This window comes from Janthinobacterium sp. SUN137, from assembly GCF_030587265.1.
Classification (GTDB): domain Bacteria; phylum Pseudomonadota; class Gammaproteobacteria; order Burkholderiales; family Burkholderiaceae_D; genus Janthinobacterium; species Janthinobacterium kumbetense.
This window is the reverse complement of the sequence record NZ_JAPWHZ010000002.1, coordinates 1,150,840-1,176,845: the sequence shown is the minus strand read 5'-3', so window position 1 is coordinate 1,176,845 and position 26,006 is coordinate 1,150,840. Positions and strand designations below refer to the sequence as shown.

15 protein-coding genes are annotated in these 26,006 nt (G+C 58.8%); 12 read left to right on the top strand and 3 right to left on the bottom strand.

What is annotated here, in order from left to right:
- Positions 1–58: 58 nt before the first annotated feature.
- Positions 59–3,631 (top strand): hydantoinase B/oxoprolinase family protein, encoded by a 3,573-nt coding sequence (locus O3298_RS13445; RefSeq protein ID WP_305059647.1) that lies wholly within the window; start codon positions 59–61, stop codon positions 3,629–3,631.
- On the opposite strand, the gene O3298_RS13440 is transcribed toward O3298_RS13445, so the two are convergent.
- Positions 3,613–4,575, bottom strand: a complete 963-nt coding sequence (locus O3298_RS13440; RefSeq protein WP_305059646.1) for an AraC family transcriptional regulator — start codon at positions 4,573–4,575, stop codon at positions 3,613–3,615. The genes O3298_RS13445 and O3298_RS13440 overlap by 19 nt on opposite strands.
- Before the next feature lie 179 nt (positions 4,576–4,754).
- Here O3298_RS13440 and O3298_RS13435 point away from each other — a divergent pair, with 179 nt between their 5' ends.
- The 7 genes from O3298_RS13435 to O3298_RS13405 all read left to right on the top strand — a co-directional run bounded on the left by O3298_RS13435 (position 4,755) and on the right by O3298_RS13405 (position 12,665).
- Complete coding sequence (locus O3298_RS13435) at positions 4,755–5,801, top strand: NAD(P)-dependent alcohol dehydrogenase (protein WP_289905130.1); 1,047 nt, start codon at positions 4,755–4,757, stop codon at positions 5,799–5,801.
- 299 nt (positions 5,802–6,100) lie between these two features.
- On the top strand, positions 6,101–8,527 hold the full coding sequence (locus O3298_RS13430) for a membrane-bound PQQ-dependent dehydrogenase, glucose/quinate/shikimate family (RefSeq protein WP_305059645.1): 2,427 nt from the start codon (positions 6,101–6,103) through the stop codon (positions 8,525–8,527).
- A gap of 11 nt (positions 8,528–8,538) precedes the next feature.
- A complete protein-coding gene (locus tag O3298_RS13425) occupies positions 8,539–9,189 on the top strand; it encodes a TetR/AcrR family transcriptional regulator (RefSeq protein WP_305059644.1) in 651 nt (216 codons plus the stop codon).
- Positions 9,190–9,516: 327 nt separating this feature from the next.
- Positions 9,517–10,161, top strand: a complete 645-nt coding sequence (locus tag O3298_RS13420; protein ID WP_305059643.1) for a hypothetical protein — start codon at positions 9,517–9,519, stop codon at positions 10,159–10,161.
- Between the two features lie 172 nt (positions 10,162–10,333).
- Positions 10,334–10,636: an HNH endonuclease gene (locus O3298_RS13415; protein ID WP_305059642.1), complete on the top strand. Its 303-nt coding sequence runs from the start codon at positions 10,334–10,336 to the stop codon at positions 10,634–10,636.
- A 294-nt stretch (positions 10,637–10,930) separates the two neighbouring features.
- Entirely contained in the window at positions 10,931–11,464 is a 534-nt protein-coding gene (locus O3298_RS13410) for a MarR family winged helix-turn-helix transcriptional regulator (RefSeq protein ID WP_305059641.1), read from the top strand.
- Between the two features lie 106 nt (positions 11,465–11,570).
- Entirely contained in the window at positions 11,571–12,665 is a 1,095-nt protein-coding gene (locus tag O3298_RS13405; protein ID WP_305059640.1) for a S41 family peptidase, read from the top strand.
- A 207-nt stretch (positions 12,666–12,872) separates the two neighbouring features.
- Here O3298_RS13405 and O3298_RS13400 read toward each other — a convergent pair whose 3' ends face one another.
- On the bottom strand, positions 12,873–14,498 hold the full coding sequence (locus tag O3298_RS13400; RefSeq protein WP_099664131.1) for a response regulator: 1,626 nt from the start codon (positions 14,496–14,498) through the stop codon (positions 12,873–12,875).
- Between the two features lie 234 nt (positions 14,499–14,732).
- Here O3298_RS13400 and O3298_RS13395 point away from each other — a divergent pair, with 234 nt between their 5' ends.
- From O3298_RS13395 to purL, 3 genes are all read left to right on the top strand, one after another.
- Positions 14,733–15,785, top strand: a complete 1,053-nt coding sequence (locus O3298_RS13395; RefSeq protein ID WP_305059639.1) for a diguanylate cyclase — start codon at positions 14,733–14,735, stop codon at positions 15,783–15,785.
- Between the two features lie 158 nt (positions 15,786–15,943).
- Positions 15,944–17,008 (top strand): GGDEF domain-containing protein, encoded by a 1,065-nt coding sequence (locus O3298_RS13390; protein WP_289909757.1) that lies wholly within the window; start codon positions 15,944–15,946, stop codon positions 17,006–17,008.
- 193 nt (positions 17,009–17,201) lie between these two features.
- Complete coding sequence (gene purL, locus O3298_RS13385) at positions 17,202–21,239, top strand: phosphoribosylformylglycinamidine synthase (protein WP_305059638.1); 4,038 nt, start codon at positions 17,202–17,204, stop codon at positions 21,237–21,239.
- Positions 21,240–21,369: 130 nt separating this feature from the next.
- Here the strand turns inward: purL and O3298_RS13380 are convergent, their stop codons facing one another.
- Positions 21,370–24,798: an NACHT domain-containing NTPase gene (locus O3298_RS13380; protein WP_305059637.1), complete on the bottom strand. Its 3,429-nt coding sequence runs from the start codon at positions 24,796–24,798 to the stop codon at positions 21,370–21,372.
- Between the two features lie 745 nt (positions 24,799–25,543).
- Here O3298_RS13380 and O3298_RS13375 point away from each other — a divergent pair.
- Positions 25,544–25,999, top strand: a complete 456-nt coding sequence (locus O3298_RS13375; protein ID WP_211549426.1) for a tellurite resistance TerB family protein — start codon at positions 25,544–25,546, stop codon at positions 25,997–25,999.
- The last annotated feature ends 7 nt before the right edge of the window (positions 26,000–26,006 follow it).

The window sequence follows — 26,006 nt, the reverse complement described above, 5'->3', positions numbered from 1 at the left end:
AATGCGCGCCTGTTTGACGGCTACAATAGCCATCTCACATAAGCGCGGGGGCAAGGCGATGGACTGGCAATTCTGGATCGACCGTGGCGGCACCTTTACGGACATCGTGGCGCGCCGTCCCGATGGCAGCCTGGCCACCTGCAAGCTGCTGTCGGAAAATCCGGGCCAGTACCGCGACGCGGCGCTGGCCGGCATGCGCCGGCTGATGGGCCTTGCGCCCGGTGCGCCGCTGCCCGTGGAGCAGGTGGGCGCCATCAAGATGGGCACGACGGTCGCCACCAATGCGCTGCTCGAACGCAAGGGCGAGCCCACCGTGCTGGCCATCACGCGGGGTTTTCGCGACGCCTTGCGCATCGCCTACCAGAACCGTCCGCAATTGTTCGCGCGCAAGATCATCCTGCCCGAACTGCTGTATGGTGACGTGATCGAGATCGACGAAAGGGTGGGCGCCCACGGCGACGTCGTCACGCCGCTCGACGAGGCGGCCGCGCAGGCCGCGCTGGCGCAAGCCCATGCGCGCGGCGTGCGCGCCATCGCCATCGTGCTGATGCACGGCTACCGCCATCACGCGCACGAGGCGCGGGTGGCGCAGCTGGCGCGCGAAGCCGGCTTTGCGCAGGTGTCCGTGTCGCATGAGGTCAGCCCCATGATGAAACTGGTGGCGCGCGGCGACACCACCGTGGTCGACGCCTATCTGTCGCCGATCCTGCGCCGCTATGTCGACCAGCTGGCGATGGAGCTGCCCGGCGTGCACCTGCAATTCATGCAGTCGAACGGCGGCTTGACGGATGCGCGCGCCTTCCAGGGCAAGGACAGCATCTTGTCCGGCCCCGCCGGCGGCATCGTCGGCATGGTGCGCGCCAGCGCGCTGGCCGGTTTCGACAAGGTCATCGGCTTCGACATGGGCGGCACTTCGACGGACGTGTCGCATTACGCGGGCGAGTTCGAACGCGTGTTCGAGACGCAGATCGCCGGCGTGCGCATGCGCGCGCCCATGATGAGCATCCACACGGTGGCCGCAGGCGGCGGCTCCCTGCTGCATTTCGACGGCGCCCGCTACAAGGTGGGGCCGGACAGCGCGGGCGCCAACCCGGGCCCCGCCAGCTACCGGCGCGGCGGCCCGCTGGCCGTCACCGACTGCAACGTCATGCTGGGCAAGCTGCAGCCCGCGTTCTTCCCCCGCGTCTTCGGCCCCGACGCCGATGAAGCGCTGGACGCGGCCACGGTGCGCGCCCAGTTCGAAGCGCTGGCGCGCACGGTCAATGCCACGCCGGAAGAAGTGGCCGAAGGCTATGTCGCCATCGCCGTGGGCAATATGGCCAACGCCATCAAGCAGATTTCCGTGCAGCGGGGCCACGACGTCACGGAATATACGCTCACCAGCTTTGGCGGCGCGGGCGGCCAGCATGCCTGCCTGGTGGCCGACGCGCTGGGCATGCGCACGGTGTTCATCCACAGTCTGGCCGGCGTGATGTCGGCCTACGGCATGGGCCTGGCCGACCAGAGCGCCATGTGCGAGCGGGCCATCGAAGCGACACTGGGGGCCGACCTGGCGCGCGATTTCGCCGCACTGGGAGAGCAGGCGCGGGGCGACTTGCTGCGCCAGGGCGTGGCAGGCGAGCGCATCGCGCTCGTGCACCGCGTGCACCTGCGCTACGAAGGCACGGATTCGGCCCTCGTCGTGCTGTTCGATACGGTGGCCAGCATGCAGGCGCAGTTCGAAGCGGCGTACAAAAAACGCTTTTCCTTCCTGATGCCGGCGCGTGCCTTGATCGTGGAAGCCATCTCCGTGGAAGCCCTCGGCGCATCCGATGCGCCGCAGCCGGCCACGCCGGCGTATGCGGCCCGCGCTGGCGCGCTGGCGCCCGTGCAGACGGTGCAGATCTACTGCGCCGGTGCATGGCGCGACAGCGGCCTGTATGCGGCGGACAGCCTGCGCCCCGGTGATGCCATCGACGGCCCGGCCATCGTCAGCGACGCCAACGCCACCACCGTGATCGAACCGGGCTGGCGCGCGCAAGTGACGGCGCACGGCCATTTGATCTTGCGCAGGGTCGCCGCCTTGCCGGAGCGGCGCGCCATCGGGACTGATGCCGACCCCGTGATGCTGGAAATTTTCAACAACCTGTTCATGTCGATCGCCGAGCAGATGGGCCTGCGCCTGCAAAATACGGCCCATTCCGTCAACATCAAGGAGCGGCTCGATTTCAGCTGCGCCATCTTCGATGCGCAAGGCCACTTGATCGCCAATGCGCCGCACATGCCCGTGCACCTCGGTTCCATGGGCGAGAGCATCCGCACCGTCATGACGCGCAATGCGGGCGCCATGCGGCCGGGCGACGTCTTCATGCTGAACGACCCGTACCACGGCGGCACGCATCTGCCCGATGTGACGGTGATTTCGCCCGTCTTCGATGAAAAGGGCGGTGCCATCCTGTTCTACGTGGGCTCGCGCGGCCACCATGCGGACATCGGCGGCACCACGCCCGGATCCATGCCGCCGGACTCCACGCGCATCGAGGAGGAGGGCGTGTTGATCGACAATTTCAAGCTGGTCGACGGCGCCACGGGCGTGATGCGCGAGGCGGAAACACTGTCCCTGCTGGCGGGCGCCAGCTGGCCGGCCCGCAATCCGCGGCAAAACCTGGCCGACCTGCGCGCCCAGGTGGCGGCCAACCAGAAGGGGGCCGAAGAACTGCATAACATGGTCGCGCATTTCGGCTTGCCTGTCGTGCAAGCCTACATGGGCCACGTGCAGGACAATGCCGAGGAAGCCGTGCGCCGGGTCATCACGACCCTGAAGGATGGCAGCTATGCGCTGGACCTGGACAACGGCGCGCGCATCCAGGTGGCGATCAAGGTCGACGTGGCGCGGCGCAGCGCCGTCATCGATTTCACGGGCACCTCAAGCCAGCTGCCGAACAACTTCAATGCGCCGTCCGCCGTCTGCATGGCGGCCGTGCTGTACGTGTTCCGTACCCTCGTCGACGACGAGATTCCCCTGAATGCCGGCTGTCTGAAACCCTTGACCGTGATCATCCCGCCCGGCTCCATGCTCAACCCGCGGTATCCGGCTTCCGTCGTTTCGGGCAACGTGGAAACCTCGACCTGCATCACGAATGCCCTGTATGGCGCGCTGGGGGCCATGGCCGCCTCGCAGGGGACGATGAACAATTTCACGTTCGGCAGCGAGAAATACCAGTATTACGAGACGATATCGGGCGGCTCGGGCGCCGGCCCCGGCTTCGACGGCACGGACGTGGTGCAGACGAACATGACCAATTCGCGCCTGACGGACCCGGAAATCCTCGAGTGGCGCTTCCCCGTGCGCCTGGACAGCTACAGCATCCGCGCCGGATCGGGCGGGGCGGGGCGCTGGCACGGCGGCAATGGCGGCGTGCGCCGGGTGCGCTTCCTGGAAGCGATGACGGCGGCGATCCTGTCGAACAACCGGATTATTCCGCCGTTCGGCATGGCGGGTGGCGAGGCGGGCGCGCTGGGGCGCAATTACGTGGAGCGGGCCGATGGCACGGTGGAGCACCTGGCGCATATCGGCAAGACGGCCATGCGGGCGGGCGACGTGTTCGTCATCGAAACGCCGGGCGGCGGCGGCTACGGCAAGACGGAATAGGCCAGGTCAGCACTGGCACTGGCGGCACCGGCGCCGCTGAGCTGCGCGCGCACCTGGCCCACGTCGCGCATGGGCGCGCGGCCGAACTGGCGGCTGTATTCGCGGCTGAACTGCGATTCGCTGGCGTAGCCGACCCGGTAGCCGGCCGTGCCCGCGTCGATCTGCTCGACCAGCATCAATCGCCGCGCTTCCTGCAGCCGCAGCAGCTTCTGGTACTGCATCGGCGTCATGGCGGTAATCGCCTTGAAGTGGTGGTGCAGCGACGACATGCTCATGTTCGCCATGCCGGCCAGGTGCTCGATGCGCAGCGGCTGCGCGTAATGGTGCTTGATCCAGTCGATGGCTTGCCCCACCTGGTGCGACTGGCTGCTGGCCAGCGCCATGTGGCGCAAACGCGCGCCCACGGGGCCATTGAGCAGGCGGTAGGTCAGCTCGCGGCGGATCAGGGGCGCCAGCGCGGCGATCTCCCCCGGCTTGTCGAGCAGGCGCACGAGGCGCAGCATGGCGTCGAGCAGCTCGGGCGACACGTCGCTGACGGAAATGCCGCGCGCGGCGGGCAGGATTTTCTGCTGCGCGGCGCTGTCGCCGCCGCTTTCGCTATCGAGCAGCGCGGCCACGTCGGCGATGTCGATGCCCAGCACCACGCACAGGTGCGGCTTGTCCACGCTTGCTTCCACCACGCGCACCTGCACCGGCAGGTCGACGGACGTCAGCAGATATTGCATGCGGCTGTAATGGAAGGTTTCCGTGCCCAGGGTGACGTCCTTCGCTCCTTGCGCGATGATGGCCACGCTGGGGCGCGCCGCATGGAACAGCGACTCCGTGACGGACGACTGGCGGTGGAAGGTGAGGTTGCCGATGGCCGTCGCGTAGTCGCCCGTGCGCGGCGCGTGGCGGCTGATCAGGGCGGCGATTTCATCTTGGGGCAGGATTAAGGTAGGCATGGGTGGCAGTATGCGTCAGGCGAGGGAGGGCAGGGGTTGATCTTACGCAGATTTGGAGGATCGTGCAAAGGTCTTGCAGGATCGCGGTAACGGCGGGGCAGCTTCTCGGGCACACTTGTGCAATCGCATGCATGGCACGCGTCCCCCCTCGTTACACACATATAGATACAGGAGTTTTCATGACCACCATCGCCAAAGGCTACGCCGCACTGGGCCCGACCTCCGCACTGCAACCGTTCACGTTCGAGCGCCGCGCCCCGCGCGAAGACGACGTGGCCATCTCGATCAAATACTGCGGCGTGTGCCATTCCGACATCCACCAGGCGCGCGATGAATGGGGCGGCGCCGCCTTCCCGATGGTGCCCGGCCATGAAATCGCCGGCGTCGTCACGGCCGTCGGCGCCAACGTCAGCAAGTTCAAGGTGGGCGACCACGTGGGCGTGGGCTGCTTCGTCGACTCCTGCACCACTTGCAAGACCCGCAACGTGGACCTGGAACAGTATATGCCCGGCCTGATCCAGACCTACAACGGCGTCGAAGCGGACGGCAAGACGGCCACGCAGGGCGGCTACTCGGACAGCATCGTCGTCAAGGAAGGCTATGTGCTGTCGATTCCCGACAACCTGCCGCTGGACGCGGCCGCGCCGCTGCTGTGCGCCGGCATCACCCTGTACTCGCCGCTGAACCACTGGAAGGCCGGTCCTGGCAAGCAGGTCGCCATCCTGGGCATGGGCGGCCTGGGCCACATGGGCGTCAAGATCGCCCACGCCATGGGCGCCGAAGTGACGGTGCTGAGCCAGACCCTGTCGAAGCGCGAAGACGGCCTGCGCCTGGGCGCCGATCACTACTACGCCACCAACGACGCGGAAACGTTCAGCAAACTGGCCGGCACCTTCGACCTGATCATCTGCACGGTGGGCGCGTCGATCGACTGGAACCAGTACATCAACCTGCTGAAGGTCGATGGCAGCATGGTCATCGTCGGCATTCCCGACGGCGCCGTGCCGCCGATCAGCGCCTTCGGCCTGGTGGGCGCGCGCCGCAGCCTGTCCGGTTCCATGATCGGCTCGATCAAGGAAACCCAGGAAATGCTGGATTTCTGCGGCAAGCACAATATCGTCTCCGACATCGAGATTATCCGCATCCAGGATATCAATGAGGCGTTCGAGCGCGTCGTCAAGAGCGATGTACGATACCGCTTCGTCATCGACATGGCCTCTTTGTAACACCCGAGAAAACGCCCAGGGCGTTGTTGCTCCGCCTCGCCGTACTATTCGTACTGTCTTCGGCGGGGCGCCTAGCCCTGGGCGTTTTTCGGGCGTTCCAACGGCATTTGTTTAAACGTCAAAAGCGGCAGCACCACCTCCCATCCCCGCCAAGAATCAAGCTCCCACATCAATTTTTCTTTCCTTGCGTCAAAAATCGGCATAAAATGAAACCGTACAGTACAGTTTCACTACGTAGATTTAAAAAATCAGCCATCCCCGCATGTTGGCCTGGGCAGGGGAGGCGTCATGGATAAAAAATGGACACTTCAACAAAGAATGGAGCGGCGGCGATCCCGGCGGTCTCCAGGGGCAAGCGCATTGCCCTGGCGGTTTTTGGCGTTTTTCTCGGACTTTCCGGCCTGGCCCTGGCGGCGGGCGGCATCGAACTGATTAGCCTCGGCGGTTCCTGGTATTACCTGCTGGCCGGTCTCGGTTTAATATTGGCAGGCGTGCTGTATGGGCGCCGCAAGCCGCTGGCCAGTGGCGTTGTCGCCGCGCTGGTGCTGGCTACCTTGCTGTGGGCCGTGTGGGAAATCGGCTTCGCCTTCTGGCCCATGGTGCCGCGCCTGGCGCCATTCCTCGTCATCGGCCTCGTGGCCGCCTTGCTGCATCCGTGGCTGGCAGGCCGTGGCCATGGTGGCCAGTCGCGCGGCTTCGTGGCCCTGTTTGCCGTCGTGCTGGTGGCCGGCTTTACCTCCATGTTCCAGCCGCACGGCGTGCTGGAGGCCACCGCGCAGCCGCAGCACGATACCGTGACGCCCGTCAATGACGGCAGCGCCAAATGGGCGCATTATGGCCATGGGCCGAAAGGCACGCGCTTCGCGCCGTACACGCAGATCGACCAGCAGAATGTCGGCCAGCTGCAAGTGGCGTGGAGTTACCGCACGGGCGAGCTGGCCGAGGGCGCGTCCGAGTCGCAAAACACGCCGCTGCAGATCGGCGACACCATCTATACGTGCACGCCGACCAGCAAGGTCATTGCGCTGGACGCGGACACGGGCAAGGAGCGCTGGACCTTCGATCCGAAGCCGGCCAACACGAAGACGTGGAACCGCTGCCGCGGCGTCGGCTACTACGAGCCGGCCAAAGTGACAAAGCCGTTCCGTGTCGAGGGCATGCAGGCGGCCGGCGCGCCGGCGGCGGGCGCGTGCGCCAGGCGTATCGTGCAAGTGACCATGGATGCGCGCCTGATCGAGATCGACGCGCAGACGGGCAAGCAGTGCGAGGGCTTCGGCGACAAGGGTTCCGTCGATCTCACCGTCGGCCTGGGCAAGGTGAAAATGAACGTGCCGTACTACGCCTACACGTCCGCGCCCACGGTGGCGCGCAATCTGATCATCCTCGGCGGCTGGGTCTTCGACGGCCGCTCCACCGATGAACCGTCGGGCGTCGTGCGCGCGTACAGCGCCGACACGGGGGAACTGGTGTGGGCCTGGGACCTGGGCAATCCGGCCATCACCAAGCTGCCGCCGGAAGGACAGACCTACACGCGCAGCACGCCGAACATGTGGTCGACCCCGGCCTTCGACGACGAATTGGGCCTCGTCTACCTGCCGACGGGGAACGAGCAGCCGGACTTCTGGGGCGGCAAGCGCCCGCCGCTGACGGAAAAATACGCGTCGGCCATCGTCGCCCTCGACATGGCCACGGGCCGCGAACGCTGGACGTATCAAACCGTCCACCACGACATCTGGGATTACGACGTGGCGGCGCAGCCGGCCCTGTACGACGTCCCGGACGGCAAGGGCGGCAAGATTCCCGCACTGGTGCAGCTGACCAAGCGTGGCCAGATCTTCATGCTGGACCGCCGCACGGGCAAGCCGATTGCCGAAGTCATCGAAAAAGCCGTGCCGCAGGAGCACGCGGCCGGCGACTGGGTGGCAAAGACGCAGCCATACTCCACCGGCATGCCGGCCCTCGGCGCGGAAACCCTCACGGAGCGCGACATGTGGGGTGCCACCTTCTTCGACCAGCTGGCCTGCCGCATCAGCTTCCGCAAGCTCAATTACAAAGGGGAGTTCACGGCGCCAAGCACGCAAGAGACCTTGATTTATCCGGGCTACTACGGCGGCTTCAATTGGGGCGGCGCGGCCGTCGATGAAAGCAATGGCTATATGTTCGTCAACGATATCCGCATGCCGCAAGTGGTCAAGCTGGTGCCGCGCGAAACGGTGGACGTGGCCAAGCTGACGTCGGGCCACGGCGTGGGCAGCACCTATCCGATGGATGGCACGCCCTTCGTCATCGACCACAAAGCCTTCAATTCGCCGCTGGGCATACCTTGCCAAAGCCCGCCGTGGGGCGTGTTTGCCGCCATCGATTTGAAGACGCGCACGAAAGTGTGGGAACGTCCGGCCGGCACGGTGCAGGACGCCGTCATCAACGGCGTGCGCGCGCGGCTGCCCATCCCGCTGGGCATGCCCACCCTGGGCGGCGGCGTGAGCACGGCGTCGGGCCTCGTGTTTTATGCGGGCACGCAGGATTACTATCTGCGCGCCATGGACATCGCCACGGGACGCGAAGTGTGGAAGGCGCGCATGCCCGTCGGTTCGCAAGGCACGCCGATGACCTATGTGTCGCCCAAGTCGGGCCGCCAGTACGTCGTGGTGGTGGCGGGCGGCGCCCGCCAGAGCCCGGACCGGGGAGATTACGTGATAGCATACGCGCTTCCCAAGACACAGTAAGAGTTTGCTTCATGCCCCAGTTGCGCACCGTTCCAGCTTCCCCGAGTACCCGAAGCGAGGAGCGGCGGCGCAAGCTGCTGGTGGCGGCGGCGGACCTCTTCCTCGCCTCCGGCTACGACGGCGTCAGCATGGACGCCATCGTGGCCGAGGCGGGCGGCTCGAAGGCCACGGCCTACCGCTACTTCGGCAGCAAGCAGGAATTGCTGGTGGCGGTGGTCGAATACCTGTGCGCCGATTTCATCATCGACCTGCGCCGACTCGATACCTCGCAAGCGGGCCTGGAACAGGGCTTGCAGCTGATCCTCGATGAACTGGTGGCCGTCGTCACCAGCCCCCGCCACGTGGATTTCTACCGCCTCGTCGTCACGGGCGCGGCCGCCGTGCCGGCCGTGGGCCTGACCTGGTACGAACACGGTCCGCAAGTGTGGCATGCGCTGATCTTGCGCCTGCTGGAACAGCAGCGCGCCCAGGGCCGCATCGCGGCCGATACCTCGTTTTCCAACCTGCCGCAGATCCTGTTCGACGCCGTCTTTTCGCACCTGACCACGCGCACCGTCATGTTGGGGCAGGGCGGCAATGCGGCTACGTTCCGGCCCTTGATCGCGGAGCTGATCGAGCTGGTGGTGGCAAGGGTGGCGCGCAAGGCGGAGTCGGCCCGATAGGACCGTAATCCGAGAAGAGTCTGTTGGCCGCTGGTATTCGGATGACGCGCTTGCGTGCTTCGGCGGCCCTGTTAATCCGATCTGCGCGACCGGGATGCGGTTGGCCGGCTTTCGGCGATGTTGATGAGCAATTCTGCGGTGTCGTGTGAACCCGTTGCAATCCAAAAAAATATTTTTGCATAATGATGCAAAATAAATGCGGTTTCCATCTCCGAGAAACGTCTGGCTTATGTAAGTCACTATTTACATAAGGTTGCATCATCAATGGCTCAAAATTTAGTAGTCCCTCCCGGATTCGTGCCCTATCCTGATCCAGACGACGTCTTTATGGAAGACGTCGGGCTCCATCTGAAAGTGTTCCATCCTATTCTAACCATACCCGCAGCACAGGTCGACCCTACGTGGACGGGGCAGTTCCACTTCGTCTTGCCCATAGAGCCGTATGATGGTGCTTTGGGCGAAGGCAGCACGGATTACTACGGTCCTCACTGTGGCGAAGCATGGATTAAGTTCGTTCGGATAGGATCAAAGTATCGATTCGCCGGGGATTGGCGCTATTTTGCGATTAATCGGGAGCATGATGTGGAGGCTGATTTTTGGTACGGGGAGGCCAACAAAAGCTATGCCGAGCGTAGGCGCGCATGGCATGAGCAGGGTCTCATGAATAGGCAATCTGACAGCTTTGGTTGGGGCACCGCTTTTGGAGGAAATGCCCTGGCCGGCAACTGGACCAACGATCTCTCCTTGCCTGATGAGGTGGCTAAATGGGGATTCAGGCCATCTCGGATGATGCGCGAGGACGAGACGGTTAATGGCGTCAACTTCACTCATCCGCTAAACGAACAGGGGCAGCGATATCGATTAATTGGGATATTGGTTGGATATCGCTATCGGGACCATGGAGCAGATAAACTTTTGATGTTCTACGACACTCCATCGAGTACTATTTTAATCATGTTGGACTTTAGCTAAGCCGGCCTGTTGCACCTGCCTCGGAAAGAAATAAGAGTCACCTGCCTGCGAGTTCCGCCGGAGCGCACCATCAGCAGAGCTTAAGCGGCCAGGGCTGGCGTCTATGTTGGCGTGATGCCGCCAGGGGGCGGATGATATAGTGGCGGGAATGTATACACTGAAAGAAACTGCCATGAAAAACGACGCAACCGCGCGCCCGCAAGCCAGCCAGACGCCTGCCAGGCTCAGCAAAGGGGATTTCGTCACCGCATTGCGCAAACTGCTGGAAGAAGAGGGAAAGGCCGGCAAGACCAGCGTGGACGTGCGCGCTGCAACCCTGCACACCGACGTCGGCATCTATCCGGCGCGCGGCCACTCGATGCCGACCTGTTGCACGGTGATGTATGAAGAGATGCTGCCCGGTGACGAGATACTGCTGACGCCATCCGGCGGCAAGGGACCTACGCTGCTGATACGGTACAAATTGCCGCGCTGACAATCGCGGTCCTGGAAACAGTCTATAACCTGGCGTAAATGCAGGCGATGACTTGTAGCGCGCAGTAGCTGGCGCGCTGCTGATGCCAGCCCGGTCGGGCAGGGCATCCTAAGCCATCCGTCAGGGCGGGGATGCCCCGTTGGCCCCAGACGCCATCCATCCGTTTTCCACCTCATCTCGTCTCTCACCTTCCTGGGTTCCACGCGGCAGCCTCCGGCGGCGGCTGCCGCTAGCGTTTTCAAATATGTAAAATATTTATATAAGCTCTTATGTAAATGGTGCTACCATGGTTCCATGAAACCTGGACTCGGCACACAATTACGACATCTCATCGAACTGCTGGACGGCGCGGTCGAGCAAGCCTACGTGGACGCGGGGCTGGACTACCGGCCGCGCTATACGCCGGTGATGCGGGTGCTGGCCGAGCAGGCTAGCGCGACCATCGGCGAGCTGGCGGCCCTGGCCGGCCTCACGCAGCCGGCCGCGACGCAGACGGTGGCCCTGATGGTGAAAAAAGGCCTGTTGACGGTGGCCGCCGGCGGCGCAGACGGCAGGCAGCGCGTGGTGCGCCTCAGCGCCGCTGGCGAAACGCTGCTGCCGCGCCTGCGCGTGTGCTGGCAGGCGACCAAATCGGCGGCCGACAGCCTCGATGCGGAACTGGCGTTTCCCTTGTCCGCCTGCCTCGGACAGGCGATCGCCGTACTCGAGACACGTTCCTTCGGCGCGCGCATCCGCGACGCCAACTTGCAGCGCCTGCGCGACGGCGGGCCGCAGCTCGATACCGCTCCGGCGCAGGCACGGCCACACCTGGACGATCAACCCGAATGATGCAGGCTTGCCTGCCCAGGCGCCGCTTCGATGACGCGCCCGGGGGGCATCACGCGTATTTTTCACATAACGATCAATCGCTTCGCAGTCCAACTTGGAGGAATGTATGTCAGGTAGCAAGAAATTTGTCGCAGCTGTCGTATTGGGTACGCTGGTGTCGTTTCAGGCTTTTGCGGCGGCGGACACCGCGTTGAACGCGTCCGGCCGCGCTGCGATCGTGCAGACACTGGTTGCGAAAATGAACGCGAATTACATCGAGCCGGCCGTGGCCGAACGGGTCGGCACTGCGATCGCCAGGAAAAATGCCGAAGGAGGCTATGCGAGCGCCACCAACACCCAGGCGTTCAGTACGGCGCTGGCGAAGGACTTGCGGGAATTGAGCGGCGACTTGCATTTCGGCACTGCGGTGTACGAAGGCCTTCGCGAGCGCAGCGCCAACCCCGAGCTGCCTAGCCGCGCCAAGACGGACGAGTGGCGCGACCAGACCGCGCGGCGCGGCTATGACATCGAGAAGATCGAACGCCTTCCCGGCAACGTCGGCTATATCGAGCTGCGCGGCTTCGGCGGCCCGGAATACGTCAGCGCGGCGTACACGGCGGCGATGTCGCTCATGGCGGGGACGGATGCGCTGATCCTCGACCTGCGCCGCAATGGCGGCGGCAGCCCGGCCAGCGTGGCTTACCTGATGAGTCATTTCTTCCCGCTCGGCGACGAGCGTCACCTGATCGACATGTACGATCGCCCGACAGGTCTGACGCGGCAGTTCTGGACCGTGAAGACGGTCGCACAGCGTTACGACAAGCCCGTGTACGTGCTGACCTCGGCCCGCACGTTTTCCGCCGGAGAGGACTTCTCCTATGGCATCCAGGCGCAAAAGCGCGGCACGGTGGTCGGGGAAACCACCGGCGGCGGCTCCAATCCCGTGAGCTGGTACAACCTGGGGCAGGACATCATCGTCTCGATCCCGACCGCGCGCACGACCAATGTCGTCACCAAAACCAACTGGGAGCACGTCGGCGTGAAACCGGACATCGCCGTGCCTGCGGCGCAGGCGCTGCAGGCGGCGCATGTCGCCATCCTGCGCAACCTGGCGTCATCGGCCAAGGAGGGCAGCGAGCGCAAGGAACTGCAGCGCGTGCTTGCGATGGCGGAAAAGGGCGAATCCGAGAAGCCGGTCTACACGCTCAGGGGAGAGCCTTGATACAAGCCGCCGGACATGCCCGCGAAGAAGCGCGCGGCTCGCTAATCCGACCTGCGCGTTTTTGACGCCAACGCACGTCACGACGCCTCTGGAAACCGTCGCGAGCAAGCCCAATGTCGGGTTGAGTAGCGCAGCCGTACTTTAGTACGGTGAGCAACGCCAACCCGAGAGTGGGCTGCGCAGAAGGTTTGCAGTGCGTCCCTCAGATCAGGTCGCAATACCATATTTGTGCTGCGTGGCCGCATACTGCTGCTTGAGCGATTCCAGCTTCGGATGCTTGGGGTCGATCTTGCGGATCACCTGCATCTGGTGCTGCGCCTGTTCGGCCAGCGGGGCTTCCCAGCCCAGCATATTGAGCTGGCGCAAGATGGCGTCGACGGAGGCGAACAGCACGGGCAGGTTGCCCGGTGTCTTGCGCAGGGCCTGGCGCAGCACGAAGACGGCGCCCTTGAGCTCTCCGCTTTCCGACTTGCTGGCCGCATCCTGCATCAGTTCCTGCACCTGGTTCGTGATCTGCTGGCCCATGCCTTGCGCCAGATCATGGCGGCCCGCCTTTTCAAACACGTCCACGGCCGCTTCCATCGTCACCTCGCTGTCCGCTTCGTTGACGAGTTTCATCATGACGTCGGACGCCGCCTGTTCCAGGTTGTTCTTCAGGCAGCTTTGCACGAGGCCCACCTTCAGCTGCGTCGACAGGCCCCGCGCCGTGTCCAGGGCGGCGGCGGCCAGTTGCAGTTCGCTGGCGGCGGCGATGTCGTTGCCCGACAATTCATGCAGCATGGCGGCCGAGATGGCGCGGCACGCTTCCACGTTGGCGCCGCCGCGCAGCGAGCGCTCCATGTCGCGCAGCACGCCGCTCGCCTGCGGCGCATCGCCTTTCTTTACCAGCGTTTTCACCAGGTTGACGTGGTCTTCCGGATCGCGGAATTCGGAGTACTTCGCTTTCGTCACGACCTGCTTATACGCCCGTTCGGCCGCGCCGATGTCGCCCGTGTCATACGCGATGCCGCCCAGGTGGCGCAGGCGGCGCACCATGTGCGGCGAGATGGCCACCGCGTCTTCGAGGATTTTCTTGGCCTGCAGCTGCTGGCCCATGGCTTCGTGGTTCTTCGCCAGCAAGTCGTAGGCGGCCATGAAGCGGGGATAGATTTCCACCAGTTCCAGCAGCGCATCCTGCGCCTCTTCGTGGCGCTGCTGCTCGAACAGGGTGCGCGCCAGTCCCAGGTGGGCCCAGGCCATGGGGCGCGTGGCCAGCATGTCGGCGTACAGCTGTTCCGCTTCCTTCCATTCGCCCAGGGTGAGGTGCAGCTCGGCGCGCAGGCGGGTGAAATCGGCCGCCAGGCGTGGATGCTGCAGCTCGGCCGCGCGGCAGCTTTTTACGGCTTCGCGCAAGTCGCCCTTGTCGATCAGCTGGTACGTGGGCAGGAACATGGCGCGCCGCTCGATGGCGCGCGCGATGCGTCCGCTCAGCACGTCGACGGTGAACGGCTTTAATATGTAGTCGGACGGGGTCAGTTCGGCCGCGCTGATCACCTTGCTGTGGATGGCTTCGGAAGTCAGCATGATGAAGATCGTCCACAGGCCGATCAGCTTGTGGTGGCGCAAGTCTTCCAGCAATTGCTGGCCATCCTGGCCATCCGTGCCACTACCAAGATCGTATTCGCACAGGATGATGTCGAACGGTTTCTTCGTCAGCAAGCGGATGGCCGTGCCGGAATTGACGGCATATTCGACCTTGGTGATGGCCGCCTGGTTCAGCATATTGTGCAGATTGCCCCGCATGCTGGGGTTCGGGTCGACGATCAGGACAGATAAGTCGCTAGTTTCTGGCATTGTTCAGCTCTCGTTCATCTGTGTATGGCTCTGCGGCTCGATGGTACGACGGTCTAATAATATTACTATTTGTCAGCATACTGCAAAGCCAGTGCAAATCGCTAACAAAATGCAGGCGAGTGCGCGCGGCGCGACACGGCAGGCGCGCGCGCTTGCGGGCAGGGCAGGCGCGGCGTATCCTAAAAGCAACCTTTTGCGTTCGCTCATGCCTGACACCACGCCTGGAAAGCCGCCATGTACTTGAACGACACTCGCAGGCAAACCCTGCACCACCTGCTTTTCGGCGGAGGACGGGCGCATGCCGAGAAGTATTTTCCCGAATTGCGCCGCATGGCCGTCGTCAGCGAGTCCTTTGGCCTGGCCAGTATCTTGTTCGTGTGGGCTTTTATTCCGCATGTCAATACGCTCGACAGGGGCGCGCTGCTGTATGCGCTGGCCGGCATCGTGCTGGCGATCGGCATCAATGTGGCCGCGCGCGCTATCTGGGTGCTGAAACTGGGGGGCGCCGTGGGCATGTGCGCCATTGCCTTTTGCTTCCGCCTGCTGGCGGAGGCGGCGGGGCAGGCCGAATTCTGGATGCAGCCCGTGGGCGTGTTCATGGTGCTGCTGGCGGCGCCCATCTTCAATGGCTGCGTGGTGTATCTCATCGTTGCCGCGGCAGTCTGGCTGATACTGGGTTACGGCCATTTCCCGATCGATCCCGCCATGGCGCATGCTGCCTGGGCGAACTTGCTGATCGTCTACAGCATGCTGTTCGGCCTGGTCCTCAGCATCAGCTTTAATCTGTTGCGCCTGCGCGACTTCCGCGCCAGGGAGGCGCTGACCCGCCTGGCCTACCAGGATGGCTTGACGGGCTTGAATAACCGCCGTCGCTTTACGGAATTGACGCAGCAATTGCAGCAGCGACCGCAACCGATGTACTTCCTGATGATCGATATCGATAATTTCAAGAAAATCAACGATACCCTGGGCCATGACGCGGGTGACGTGGTGCTGGTCAAGACGGCGGGCATCATCGCCGATGCCTGCGGCGGCCACCTGTGCGGACGCCTGGGCGGCGAGGAGTTCGGCATCGTCTACGCGGGGGACCGGCGCGCCGTCTGCCAGTTCGCCGCCAGCCTCGTCGATGCCGTCTACCTGGCCTTCAATCCGGGGCAGGCCGTGTCGATCAGCGTGGGCATTGCCGAGCTGGCCTGCGACACGGAGCTGGCGCACAGCTACCGCCTGGCCGATGCCTCGCTGTACCAGGCCAAGCACCAGGGCAAGAACCGCTATGTCATTGCCTGACGGCATGCACATGAGTCTTGCGGAGGCGCCAGGGAGCGGGTATTCTGTTTGTATTAATATATCAGCCGCAGGCAGGCGCGATGTGGCGCAGACGCAGAGTTTCACCGTGACGTGACCGCTGGCGTTTTACCTTTACCAGAGAAAATCCAGCCTTCGTGATGCGCCTTCCTTCCATGAGTACCCTGCGGCGCATTGCCGTCCCCCTCGCTTTTGGCGGCAACAGCGAGCAGCAGCACACGTATTTCGCGGAATTGCACCGGGTCGGCATGGTGACGCAGCTGCTGGGCATCATCGCCTACAGCCTGACCTGGCTGCTGATGCCCGATCCCTACCATCCTAATTTCTCGCATGCCGTGCTGGCGCTGCTGGGCATGTTGACGAGCCTGATCGTGCGCTACCGCTGCACCACCTTGCCCGTGCTGACCATTACGGGCGCCTGCGCCGTGCTGACCCTGACCTTCGGCTTGCGCACCATGGCCGACGCCGTCCATCACGCCAGCTTCTGGGTCTTGCCCGTGGGCGTCTTCATGACCCTGGCCATCGCCTCCATCTTCAATGGCGGCCTCAGTTACCTTGCCGTCGTGGCCGGCGTGTGGTGGAACGTGGGGCACGGCCTGTACCCGGTGAACGCGGGCTTGCCCGACGAATCCTGGGCGCCGCTGATGATCGCCGTCAGCGTGCTGTTCGGGCTGGCGCTGAATGTCAGCTTTAGTTTATTGCGCTTGCGCAACTATCACTCCAAGGTGGAATTGACGCGGCTGGCCTTCCAGGACGGCTTGACGGGCCTCAATAACCGCCGCATGTTCACGCAGCGCGCCCAGCAGATGCATGGCGCGCCGCACGGCGGCATGCTGTACTTCCTGATGATCGATATCGACGATTTCAAGATCATCAATGACCAGCAGGGCCACGATGCGGGCGACGAGGTGCTGGTGCGCACGGCCGCCATCATCGCCGACAAGGCGCAAGGCCATCTGTGCGGGCGCCTGGGCGGCGAGGAGTTCGGCATCGTCTACGCGGGCGACCGCGACGCTGCGCGCGCCTTTGCCGGCGCCTTGGTCGAGGCCGTCAGTCAGGCTTTCCATGCGGCACAGTTTGTGTCGATCAGCGTGGGCGTGGCCGAGCTGGACCGGGGCAAGGAGCTGGGCCACAGCTACCGGCTGGCCGACGAGGCGCTGTACCTGGCCAAGCGGCAGGGCAAGAACCGCTACGTGATCGCCTGATCGTCGGCTGACGGTGTTGTTGTCGCGTCATAAATGGCCGCTGTGCGGGGCAAAAGGGTGGCAAAGGCCCAAGTTCCGGTCATAAGGCAGGGGTAAAACGGGTATAATGCGCGCAAAGGAAATTTGCCGTACGAAAGATATTGTCATACCTACCTTTAACCCGCAGCCACGCTGCATCAACCACCTTCCAATCATGTTGATACTGCCGGGTTCCAATGCCCTGTCCCATTTCCGTAGCCACCGTCTGTTAAGCCAACTGCAAGCCGTTTCGCCTGCGATTGTTGCCGTGCAAGCACGCTATGTCCATTTCATCGATGCCAGCGCGCCTCTCACCAACGACGACAGCACGCGCCTTGGCGCCTTGCTGACGTACGGCGAGCCGGCCCACGCTGACAATACGGAAGGCGCTGCCGAAGAATTCTTCGTCATCCCCCGTTTCGGCACGATTTCGCCGTGGGCTTCGAAAGCCACCGACATCGCGCACAACTGCGGCATGGCGCACATCAAGCGCGTCGAACGCGGCATCGCTTTCCGCATCAACCTGAAATCGGGCATCCTGGGCAGCGCCATCGGTGCCGGCAAACTGACGGACGAGCAAGTGCAAGCCGTGGCCGACCTGCTGCACGACCGCATGACGGAATCCGTGCTGCGCAGCGCGGACGACGCCAAGGACCTGTTCCGCACCCTGGAAGCACGTCCATTGGAATCGATCGACTTGCTGGGGCAGGGCAAGCGCGCACTGGAAACGGCGAACACGGAACTGGGCCTGGCGATGTCGGAAGACGAGATCGACTACCTGGACGCCGCCTTCACCAAGGCCGGCCGCAACCCGACGGACGTGGAACTGATGATGTTCGCGCAGGCGAACAGCGAGCATTGCCGCCACAAGATCTTCAACGCCGACTGGACCATCGACGGCGTGGCGCAGCCCAAGTCCCTGTTCGGCATGATCAAGAACACGCATGAACTGCAGCCGAAAGGCACCGTCGTCGCCTACAGCGACAACTCGTCCATCATGGAAGGCGCCACGGTGTCGCGCTTCTACCCGCGCGGCGCCAGCCACGAATACGCGGCGTCAAACGAACTGACGCACACCCTGATGAAGGTGGAAACGCATAACCACCCGACGGCCATCTCTCCATTCCCCGGCGCCTCCACGGGCGCGGGCGGCGAGATCCGCGACGAAGGCGCAACGGGCCGCGGCGCCAAGCCGAAAGCCGGTTTGACGGGTTTCACCGTATCGAATTTGTCGTTGCCGGATGCTGTGCGCAGCTGGGAAACGGCCGCTTCCGTGACGGCGCCATTGGCCGCGCGTACTGATGCAGATCAATACGGCAAACCGGAACGCATCGCTTCTCCCCTGCAAATCATGATCGAAGGCCCATTGGGCGGCGCCGCGTTCTCGAACGAATTCGGCCGTCCTGTCCTGGGCGGCTACTTCCGCACGTATGAACAGAACGTCGGCACGGACAAAGACGCCGTCTTCGGCTACCACAAGCCGATCATGATCGCTGGCGGCATCGGCAATATCTCGGCGCAGCACACGCACAAGAACGACATCCCCGTCGGCAGCCTGCTGGTGCAGCTGGGTGGCCCGGGCATGCGCATCGGCATGGGCGGCAGCGCCGCCTCGTCGATGACCACCGGCAGCAACACGGCCGACCTGGACTTCGACTCCGTCCAGCGCGGCAATCCGGAAATGGAACGCCGCGCCCAGGAAGTCATCAACGCCTGCTGGCAAATGGGCGCGGACAACCCGATCATCTCCATCCACGACGTGGGTGCGGGCGGCTTGTCGAACGCGTTCCCGGAAATCACCAACGACGCCAAGCGCGGCGCGATTTTCGATCTGCGCAAAGTGCCGCTGGAAGAATCGGGCATGGCGCCGAAGGAAATCTGGAGCAATGAATCGCAGGAACGCTACGTTCTGGCCATCGCGCCGGAAAGCCTGCCGCTGTTCAAAGCCATGTGCGAACGCGAACGCTGCCTGTTCGCCGCCGTGGGCGTGGCCACCGAAGAGCGTCAATTGAAGCTGATCGACCCGGAACTGGGCAACGAGCCCGTCGACATGCCGATGGACGTCTTGCTGGGCAAGCCGCCCAAGATGCAGCGCGACGTGGTCCACGTGGCCAACGATTTCCCGGCCATCGACTTGACGGGCATGGACCTGGTTGATGTAGCGCAAAAAGTGCTGCTGCTGCCGACCGTGGCCGACAAATCCTTCCTGATCACCATCGGCGACCGCAGCGTGGGCGGCATGACCGTGCGCGACCAGATGGTGGGACCATGGCAAGTGCCGGTGGCCGATTGCGCCGTCACCACTATGAGCTTTGAAGGCTACCTGGGCGAAGCGATGGCCATGGGCGAACGCACGCCGCTGGCCGTCATCGACGCAGCCGCCTCGGGCCGCATGGCCGTGGGCGAAGCCGTCACCAACATCGCCGCCGCGGCGATTGCCGACATTTCCGACATCAAGTTGTCCGCCAACTGGATGGCCGCCTGCGGCCAGCCTGGCCAGGACGCGGCCCTGTACGACACGGTAAAAGCCGTCGGCATGGACCTGTGCCCGGCGCTGGGCATCAGCATCCCCGTCGGCAAGGATTCGCTGTCGATGCGCACGACGTGGAAAGACGAGGGCACGGGCGCGGCGAAATCCGTCACCTCGCCCGTGTCGCTGATCGTCTCCTCGTTCGCGCCGGTGACGGACGTGCGCAAGTCGCTCACGCCGCAGCTGAAGACGGACAAGGGCGACACGTCGCTGATTCTGATCGACCTGGGCCGCGGCAAGAACCGCCTGGGTGCATCTGCGCTGGCGCAAGTCATGGGCCAGTTGGGCAATGAAACGCCGGACGTGGACAGCGCGGAAGACTTGAAAGGCTTCTTCGCCGCCATTCAAAAGCTCAACAGCGACGACAAGCTGCTGGCCTACCATGACCGTTCGGACGGCGGCCTGTACGCCACCCTGACGGAAATGGCCTTCGCCGGCCACACGGGCATGTCCGTCAACCTGGACATGCTGACCATGGAAGGCGAGCACTCGAGCGACTGGGGCGACGCCAAGAACTGGACGGGCCAGGTAGCGGAACGCCGCAACGAACTGACCCTGCGCGCCCTGTTCAGCGAAGAGCTGGGCGCCGTGATCCAGGTGCGCGCCGAAGAAAAGTCGCTCGTCATGGACGTGCTGCGCACCTTCAACCTGGGCGCCTGCAGCCATATCATCGGCAAATTGAACGACCGCGACGTGATCGAATTCACGCGCGACGCCAAGCTGATCTACACCCAGCCGCGCGCCGACCTGCACCGCCTGTGGAGCGAAACGAGCTGGCGCATCGCCCGCCTGCGCGACAATCCGGCCTGCGCGGACGCCGAATACGACCGCCTGCTGGACGTGCAAGATCCGGGCATGTCGCCGATCGTCACCTTCGACCAGAACGAGAACATCGCCGCGCCATTCATCGCCACGGGCGTGCGTCCCCGTGTCGCCATCCTGCGCGAGCAGGGCGTCAACTCGCACATCGAGACGGCCTACGTGATGCACCAGGCAGGCTTCACGGCTGTCGACGTGCACATGAGCGACCTGATTGCCGGCCGCGTCAAGCTGGACGACTTCCAGGGCGTCATCGCCGTGGGCGGCTTCTCGTACGGCGACGTGCTGGGCGCGGGCGAAGGCTGGGCGAAGACGATTCTGTTCAACGCCAGCCTGGCGGAACAGTTCGCGCGCTTCTTCAACCGCACGGACAGCTTCGGCCTCGGTATCTGCAACGGCTGCCAGATGATGAGCAATCTGAAATCCATCATCCCCGGCGCCCACGCCTGGCCTAAATTCACGCGCAACAAGTCGGAGAAATTCGAAGGCCGCTTTGCCATGGTCGAAGTGATGGATTCCCCATCGATCTTCTTCAACGGCATGGCCGGCACCCAGGCAGGCATCGCCATCGCCCACGGCGAAGGCTACGCCGACTTCTCGCAAACGGGCGACATCACCCAGGTCACCAAAGCCATGCGCTTCGTCGACAACAAGGGCTTTGCTACCGAAGCGTATCCGTACAACCCGAACGGCTCGCCGGAAGGCATCACCTCCGTCACCACGCCAGACGGCCGCTTCACCGTGCTGATGCCACACGCGGAGCGCGTGTTCCGCAGCGTGCAGCAGTCCTACCACCCTGAAGCATGGGGCGAGGATTCGCCGTGGATGCGCATGTTCAGGAATGCGCGGAAGTTTGTGGGGTAATTAGTTCGCTTGCAGTGCAGCGCTGGAGTTCAAGGCGCTGCTGCTGGGGTAGAAATGAGAAAGCCGCTGTCGGGAGACAGCGGCTTTTTTTGATCTTATCGATGTATAAACGGTGAAATTGTATTCTTAGTTATACACGAATCTTCTTTTGTATTTTGTCGAAACTATTTTTAGTTAATGGCCAGCCTGCCGAAGTTAATATTTCATTAAGGTCTTGACTCGTTTCTATGTAAATGGAATTAATAATTTCTAAATGTTTCTTGTTTATTAGTGATAGACGCATTTGTAATGCAAAAATAATTATTGGGTGGTTAATTTCTCTCGATAAAGTTAATAACCTATAGATTGGTGATTCTTTCTCGTCCTTGTACCCATCTGTCAGCCATATCCATACGTCGAAAAGAATAAGCCAGGCTGAAAAATAAATATCTTTTATATCTTCAGATTTTTCTTCTAGTCTTTTTATCACTGCGTCCCACTCAGTATGATTGAAAAAATAACTTATGGTTTCCGGTATGGATTTGGTTAGGGTTTCCGACAATGCTTCATTCCAGTGTGAGATATTTATAATGTCAAATGAATTTTGAATGCCACTAATGAATAAAGAGGAGAAAATTTTTGAGGATTGTAACATTTGCCAATACATAGCAGGATTCGTGTTGATTTTCTGTAAAAATATTTCTCTAATACTTTCAAGTTCTGCAATTTCGTCTTTATCATGAGAGATGCGTGCCATATGAGCTATTTCATATGGAATTTCAATTTCGTTAGTCCTGCGTTCTAATTCTTCAGAAATAATATCTGATAAATTGTAATTATTGTTTTCATTTCCTATTAAGCATTCCGGATGATTTAGTGTAATGAAATTCTCAAACAATTTTGATAATTCTTTGTTTGTGGATCTCCTTTTTGTTTTTCTTTTATTCGATAATGAGTTCTTTAGGGATTTTTTTAATGCGGAATGGATTTCAGTGTCTGCATATGCAATAGAGGCTAAGTTTAATCCGTTGTCATAGTGGGGGCCATGTGCTGCTATGCATAGTAGCGCAATCTCACGAGTTAATAATTTTTTTGCCACATCTATGTCGTCAAGTAGATTTGATGAGCAAAATATAATAGCCGAAGCTGCATTTGATTCCGGACGTATGAGCGCCCAATTAAGACTTAATAAGTTAACTTTTTCATTTTGCTTCTTACGTTTTGTTTTTTCTGCCGGGGAAAAAACAAAAGAACGTAATAAATTAACTTCATTTGTATGTCCTTTGATTTTTGATATTGTTATTTTCTGTTCGTTTGAAAATTGTCCTATTCCAATAGTAGGGCGTATTAAGGCGAGGGTAATTTTTTTTTCTGAGTTTGCCTTACTAAATATCTCATCAAACACAGATGTTGTAGTATTTAGGTTTTCTTGTGTTTTTGAAGTCCAATTTAGCAATGCTCTCTCTATAACGCGAATGTCATTTTCTTCATTTAGTAATTGTAGTGTTTCAATAGACTGTTGAATTATTTCTCGAGATTTATCTTCAGCAGGCTCTATCGCATCTCTGAGTAGGCCGATTAGTAGTAGGGTGGAATCCTTACTAGCCAGTTCTTTTTGTTTTATAAGTATTTTTTCAATGAAAAAATTTTGAGCGCTAGTTGATTTTAAACTTGCTACCAATAATCTTACGACTTCTCTCCATCTCGGATTTTGAAGGTCGCCTTCTAACTCATCCCAAATTGTTTGCGTTCCACCAATCTCACCAAAAGTTGAAAGGTATGTCGCGCAGAGATATTCTTGAAATGTTAAATGTATAAAGCTGTATAGCTCATCTCCAACTTCGATTAATAGCCCAGCAGAGTTTTTTATAAAATCAAGGAAAATTTCAGCCTGATCCTCAGCTGGAACTTCATTTTCTCTTATTTTCTCATTTGTCAATATGTAATTTTTTAAGAAGTTAAGTATTTCTTCCTTTGGTGCAACAGAGCGACCTTCATTTCCTAGACTCTCTTTATGCATCCAATAAGCTATAGCCTCCACTCTTAGCCTATTTCTTCTTTCGATACGACCTTTTACTATCTCCTCATCACGTCGTTTTGCCTTATACCAAGTATTTAATAATGTTTCCGTGCATTTTTGATAAAGCACAACTCGTTGATCTGGAAGTACTGCATCAATTCGATGAACCAATGCCACTATGGTCAATAATAGCGGATTTGTTGCCAAGGCTCGAATTGACTCATTATCTTGGTGTTTTATGACTCGAATAAGATCTGATGAATTTCTATTTCTCTCATCGGTGTCATTTGTTCTTATGGTGTACCAATCTAAAATAAATTTCTCAATTTCACTTTCTTTTAGTTTTGCCATTCTGAAATGATCGTATTGAGCATCAAATCTCATTTCTCCATCATAACCAATCAATCTAGATGTTATGATGATTGTATTTTCCGGGTAGTTCTTTGCAAATGAATCAATTCTTTGCTTGATGGTAATTTTAAAATCGCCACTTGGAAGTTCGTCTAGGCCATCAAATAAAACTATAGCTTGGCCACTTTCTATATAATATTCATAAAAAGATTTTTCTAGCGAATTCATCGTAAAATCAGCTATGGCGACTTCTAGTATATAGTCTAATAGTGGGAGGTTTTTTCTTGACTTTAACTCATCAGCATATCTACGTAATGTAATGAATATAGGTAGTCGTATATCTTCTGCGAAATTGCAACGTGATTGTAGTGCCTTATTTTTTCCGACCAATGCTAAGAAAGCCATCATTGTGGATTTCCCCGATCCTGGGTCGCCTAAAATTACCGTTTTTGATCCGGGTATCAGAAATTTCGTTGGGCTAATTCTTGGAGTATCTTCGTTTTCGTCAGTTTCTCGTTCGGATACAACAGAAAGAGGAATATAGATATTTTCTAGTGGTATTCTTTGCGATGCTTCCTCTTTGTAGATTGACATTCCTACAAATTCAATTTTCCCGTATTTACGACTCATGTTTTCATCATACTGAATTCTCAGTTCATTAATGCTTTTTCTTCGAGAAATGCCAGACGGTATTAATTCTGGATAGTAAAATAAACACAAATACTGCGTTTGCATAAAAAGTGACTGTAATTTACTATGCCCCAAGTGTTCTATTTCGAAAATGTCCTTATATTTCTCTCTTAAGTTGTCAAACCAAACCACATCTCCTCCCTCCTTTCGAAGAGCAGCATTTTTTAGATCATCTGGCGTAACAAGTACCCATTTTTTTAATGTGAGGTTTTTTGATCGTGCAATTGAATTTTCAATAGATAATTTTATTTGTTGTCGATGAGAATCTGTAAATGGTGAACTGAAAAATTTATATTGATAACCAATTACCTCTTTGGATTTTGATTTACTTGAATAGCTATCAAGGCCTTCATAGTCGCCAGACGAATCATCGAAAAGATTAAAATGTATGTCATTTATTCGTTCATCATTAAAAAGTAAAAGGCCAATTATTCGACTAAATTCTTTCCCGCCTTCGGTTCCTGATGGAAGAATTTTACTAAGAGGTTGAACTGCAGGAAGTCGATGTAGTCTTGTCATGAAGTGGATCCTTAAATATTTTGCGGTTGAAAAAATATTTCGTGCATCTTAATAAATAATAATTGTAAAGAAACCTTATAATATTAATTTCTTGGTATGTTTTATTGTTTTATCTGAATTTCAACTTCATAATTTTATGATATTAAGATATCTTTAATTTTTTGTGTTTTTAACTGATTGAGTGAAAATTTTATGTGATCTGGATTCGGTTTTTTAAGGAGTTTTAAAATTGAAATCTTTTTCAATGAAAAAAGTTGTTGTCTTGCGCTGGTGAAATTTATTAATTTTATTAATATTTCTTAATGCACCTTACTAGTAACTAATTGATGTTTGCAGGAAGATGTATTGTCTATCAAAAAATCATTAATTATGGTATGCAGTGTGGGCGAATGCCAGCAGCGCTTAGAAGTAAGTAACTGCTGATTATATGGATAATAATCGTCAAGCTAAGAATCGAAAGTAACTGCATGCCCATGAATACCTTGCTATATGAAAAAATGTTATACCATGCTGCCACGAAGTTACTTATTTTTCAACTGAAAATTATTTAACGTTGCTTGTGGCTCAATTGGTGTTGGATTGCAGTTGTTTTTGAGGGCAAGGCATGGCGATCGGCAAACGCGGCGCGCTCAGTGGCGTGCTTGTTGCTCGTCCCTTGCTTGTATTTCAAGCTTGCACCCTCAACTATCCCAGGTGGCGGCAAGACTTGCCGCTCGATATGCACCAACCAACCCGGAGGTACACCATGAGTTTCGATTCCTTTCTGTCCAAACTGAAGAGCAAAGCCAGCGAACTGAAAACCGAGGCACTGAAGTACAAGAACAAGGATTTCCTGAATGCCGCGATGGCGGGATCGGCCCTGATCGCCATGGCCGACGGCAGCGTCAGTGCGGAAGAGAAGCAGAAGATGGTGAAGTTTATTGAAAGCAATGACGCGCTGTCCGTGTTTACCACCACGGACGTGATCAAGGCTTTCCAGGAATATGTCGGCCAGCTGGAGTTCGACAAGGATATCGGCGAAGCCAAGGCGTATCAGGCGCTGGGCAAGATGAAGTCGAATGTGGAGGCGTCGCGCTTGCTGGTGCGCATGATTATCGCCGTCGCTTCGTCGGACGGCAATTTCGATGCTAACGAGCAACGCGTGGCCAGCAAGATCGCGCGCGAGCTGGGCTTGACTCCGGCGGAGTTCGAGCTGCAGTAAGCGCCAG

Excerpts from the sequence above, each read along its gene's own strand:
- O3298_RS13445 (WP_305059647.1), top strand. The coding sequence starts at position 59 with ATGGACTGGCAATTCTGGATCGACCGTGGCGGCACCTTTACGGACATC.
- O3298_RS13440 (WP_305059646.1), bottom strand. The coding sequence starts at position 4,575 with ATGCCTACCTTAATCCTGCCCCAAGATGAAATCGCCGCCCTGATCAGC.
- O3298_RS13435 (WP_289905130.1), top strand. The coding sequence starts at position 4,755 with ATGACCACCATCGCCAAAGGCTACGCCGCACTGGGCCCGACCTCCGCA.
- O3298_RS13430 (WP_305059645.1), top strand. The coding sequence starts at position 6,101 with ATGGACACTTCAACAAAGAATGGAGCGGCGGCGATCCCGGCGGTCTCC.
- O3298_RS13425 (WP_305059644.1), top strand. The coding sequence starts at position 8,539 with ATGCCCCAGTTGCGCACCGTTCCAGCTTCCCCGAGTACCCGAAGCGAG.
- O3298_RS13420 (WP_305059643.1), top strand. The coding sequence starts at position 9,517 with ATGGAAGACGTCGGGCTCCATCTGAAAGTGTTCCATCCTATTCTAACC.
- O3298_RS13415 (WP_305059642.1), top strand. The coding sequence starts at position 10,334 with ATGAAAAACGACGCAACCGCGCGCCCGCAAGCCAGCCAGACGCCTGCC.
- O3298_RS13410 (WP_305059641.1), top strand. The coding sequence starts at position 10,931 with ATGAAACCTGGACTCGGCACACAATTACGACATCTCATCGAACTGCTG.
- O3298_RS13405 (WP_305059640.1), top strand. The coding sequence starts at position 11,571 with ATGTCAGGTAGCAAGAAATTTGTCGCAGCTGTCGTATTGGGTACGCTG.
- O3298_RS13400 (WP_099664131.1), bottom strand. The coding sequence starts at position 14,498 with ATGCCAGAAACTAGCGACTTATCTGTCCTGATCGTCGACCCGAACCCC.
- O3298_RS13395 (WP_305059639.1), top strand. The coding sequence starts at position 14,733 with ATGTACTTGAACGACACTCGCAGGCAAACCCTGCACCACCTGCTTTTC.
- O3298_RS13390 (WP_289909757.1), top strand. The coding sequence starts at position 15,944 with ATGCGCCTTCCTTCCATGAGTACCCTGCGGCGCATTGCCGTCCCCCTC.
- purL (WP_305059638.1), top strand. The coding sequence starts at position 17,202 with ATGTTGATACTGCCGGGTTCCAATGCCCTGTCCCATTTCCGTAGCCAC.
- O3298_RS13380 (WP_305059637.1), bottom strand. The coding sequence starts at position 24,798 with ATGACAAGACTACATCGACTTCCTGCAGTTCAACCTCTTAGTAAAATT.
- O3298_RS13375 (WP_211549426.1), top strand. The coding sequence starts at position 25,544 with ATGAGTTTCGATTCCTTTCTGTCCAAACTGAAGAGCAAAGCCAGCGAA.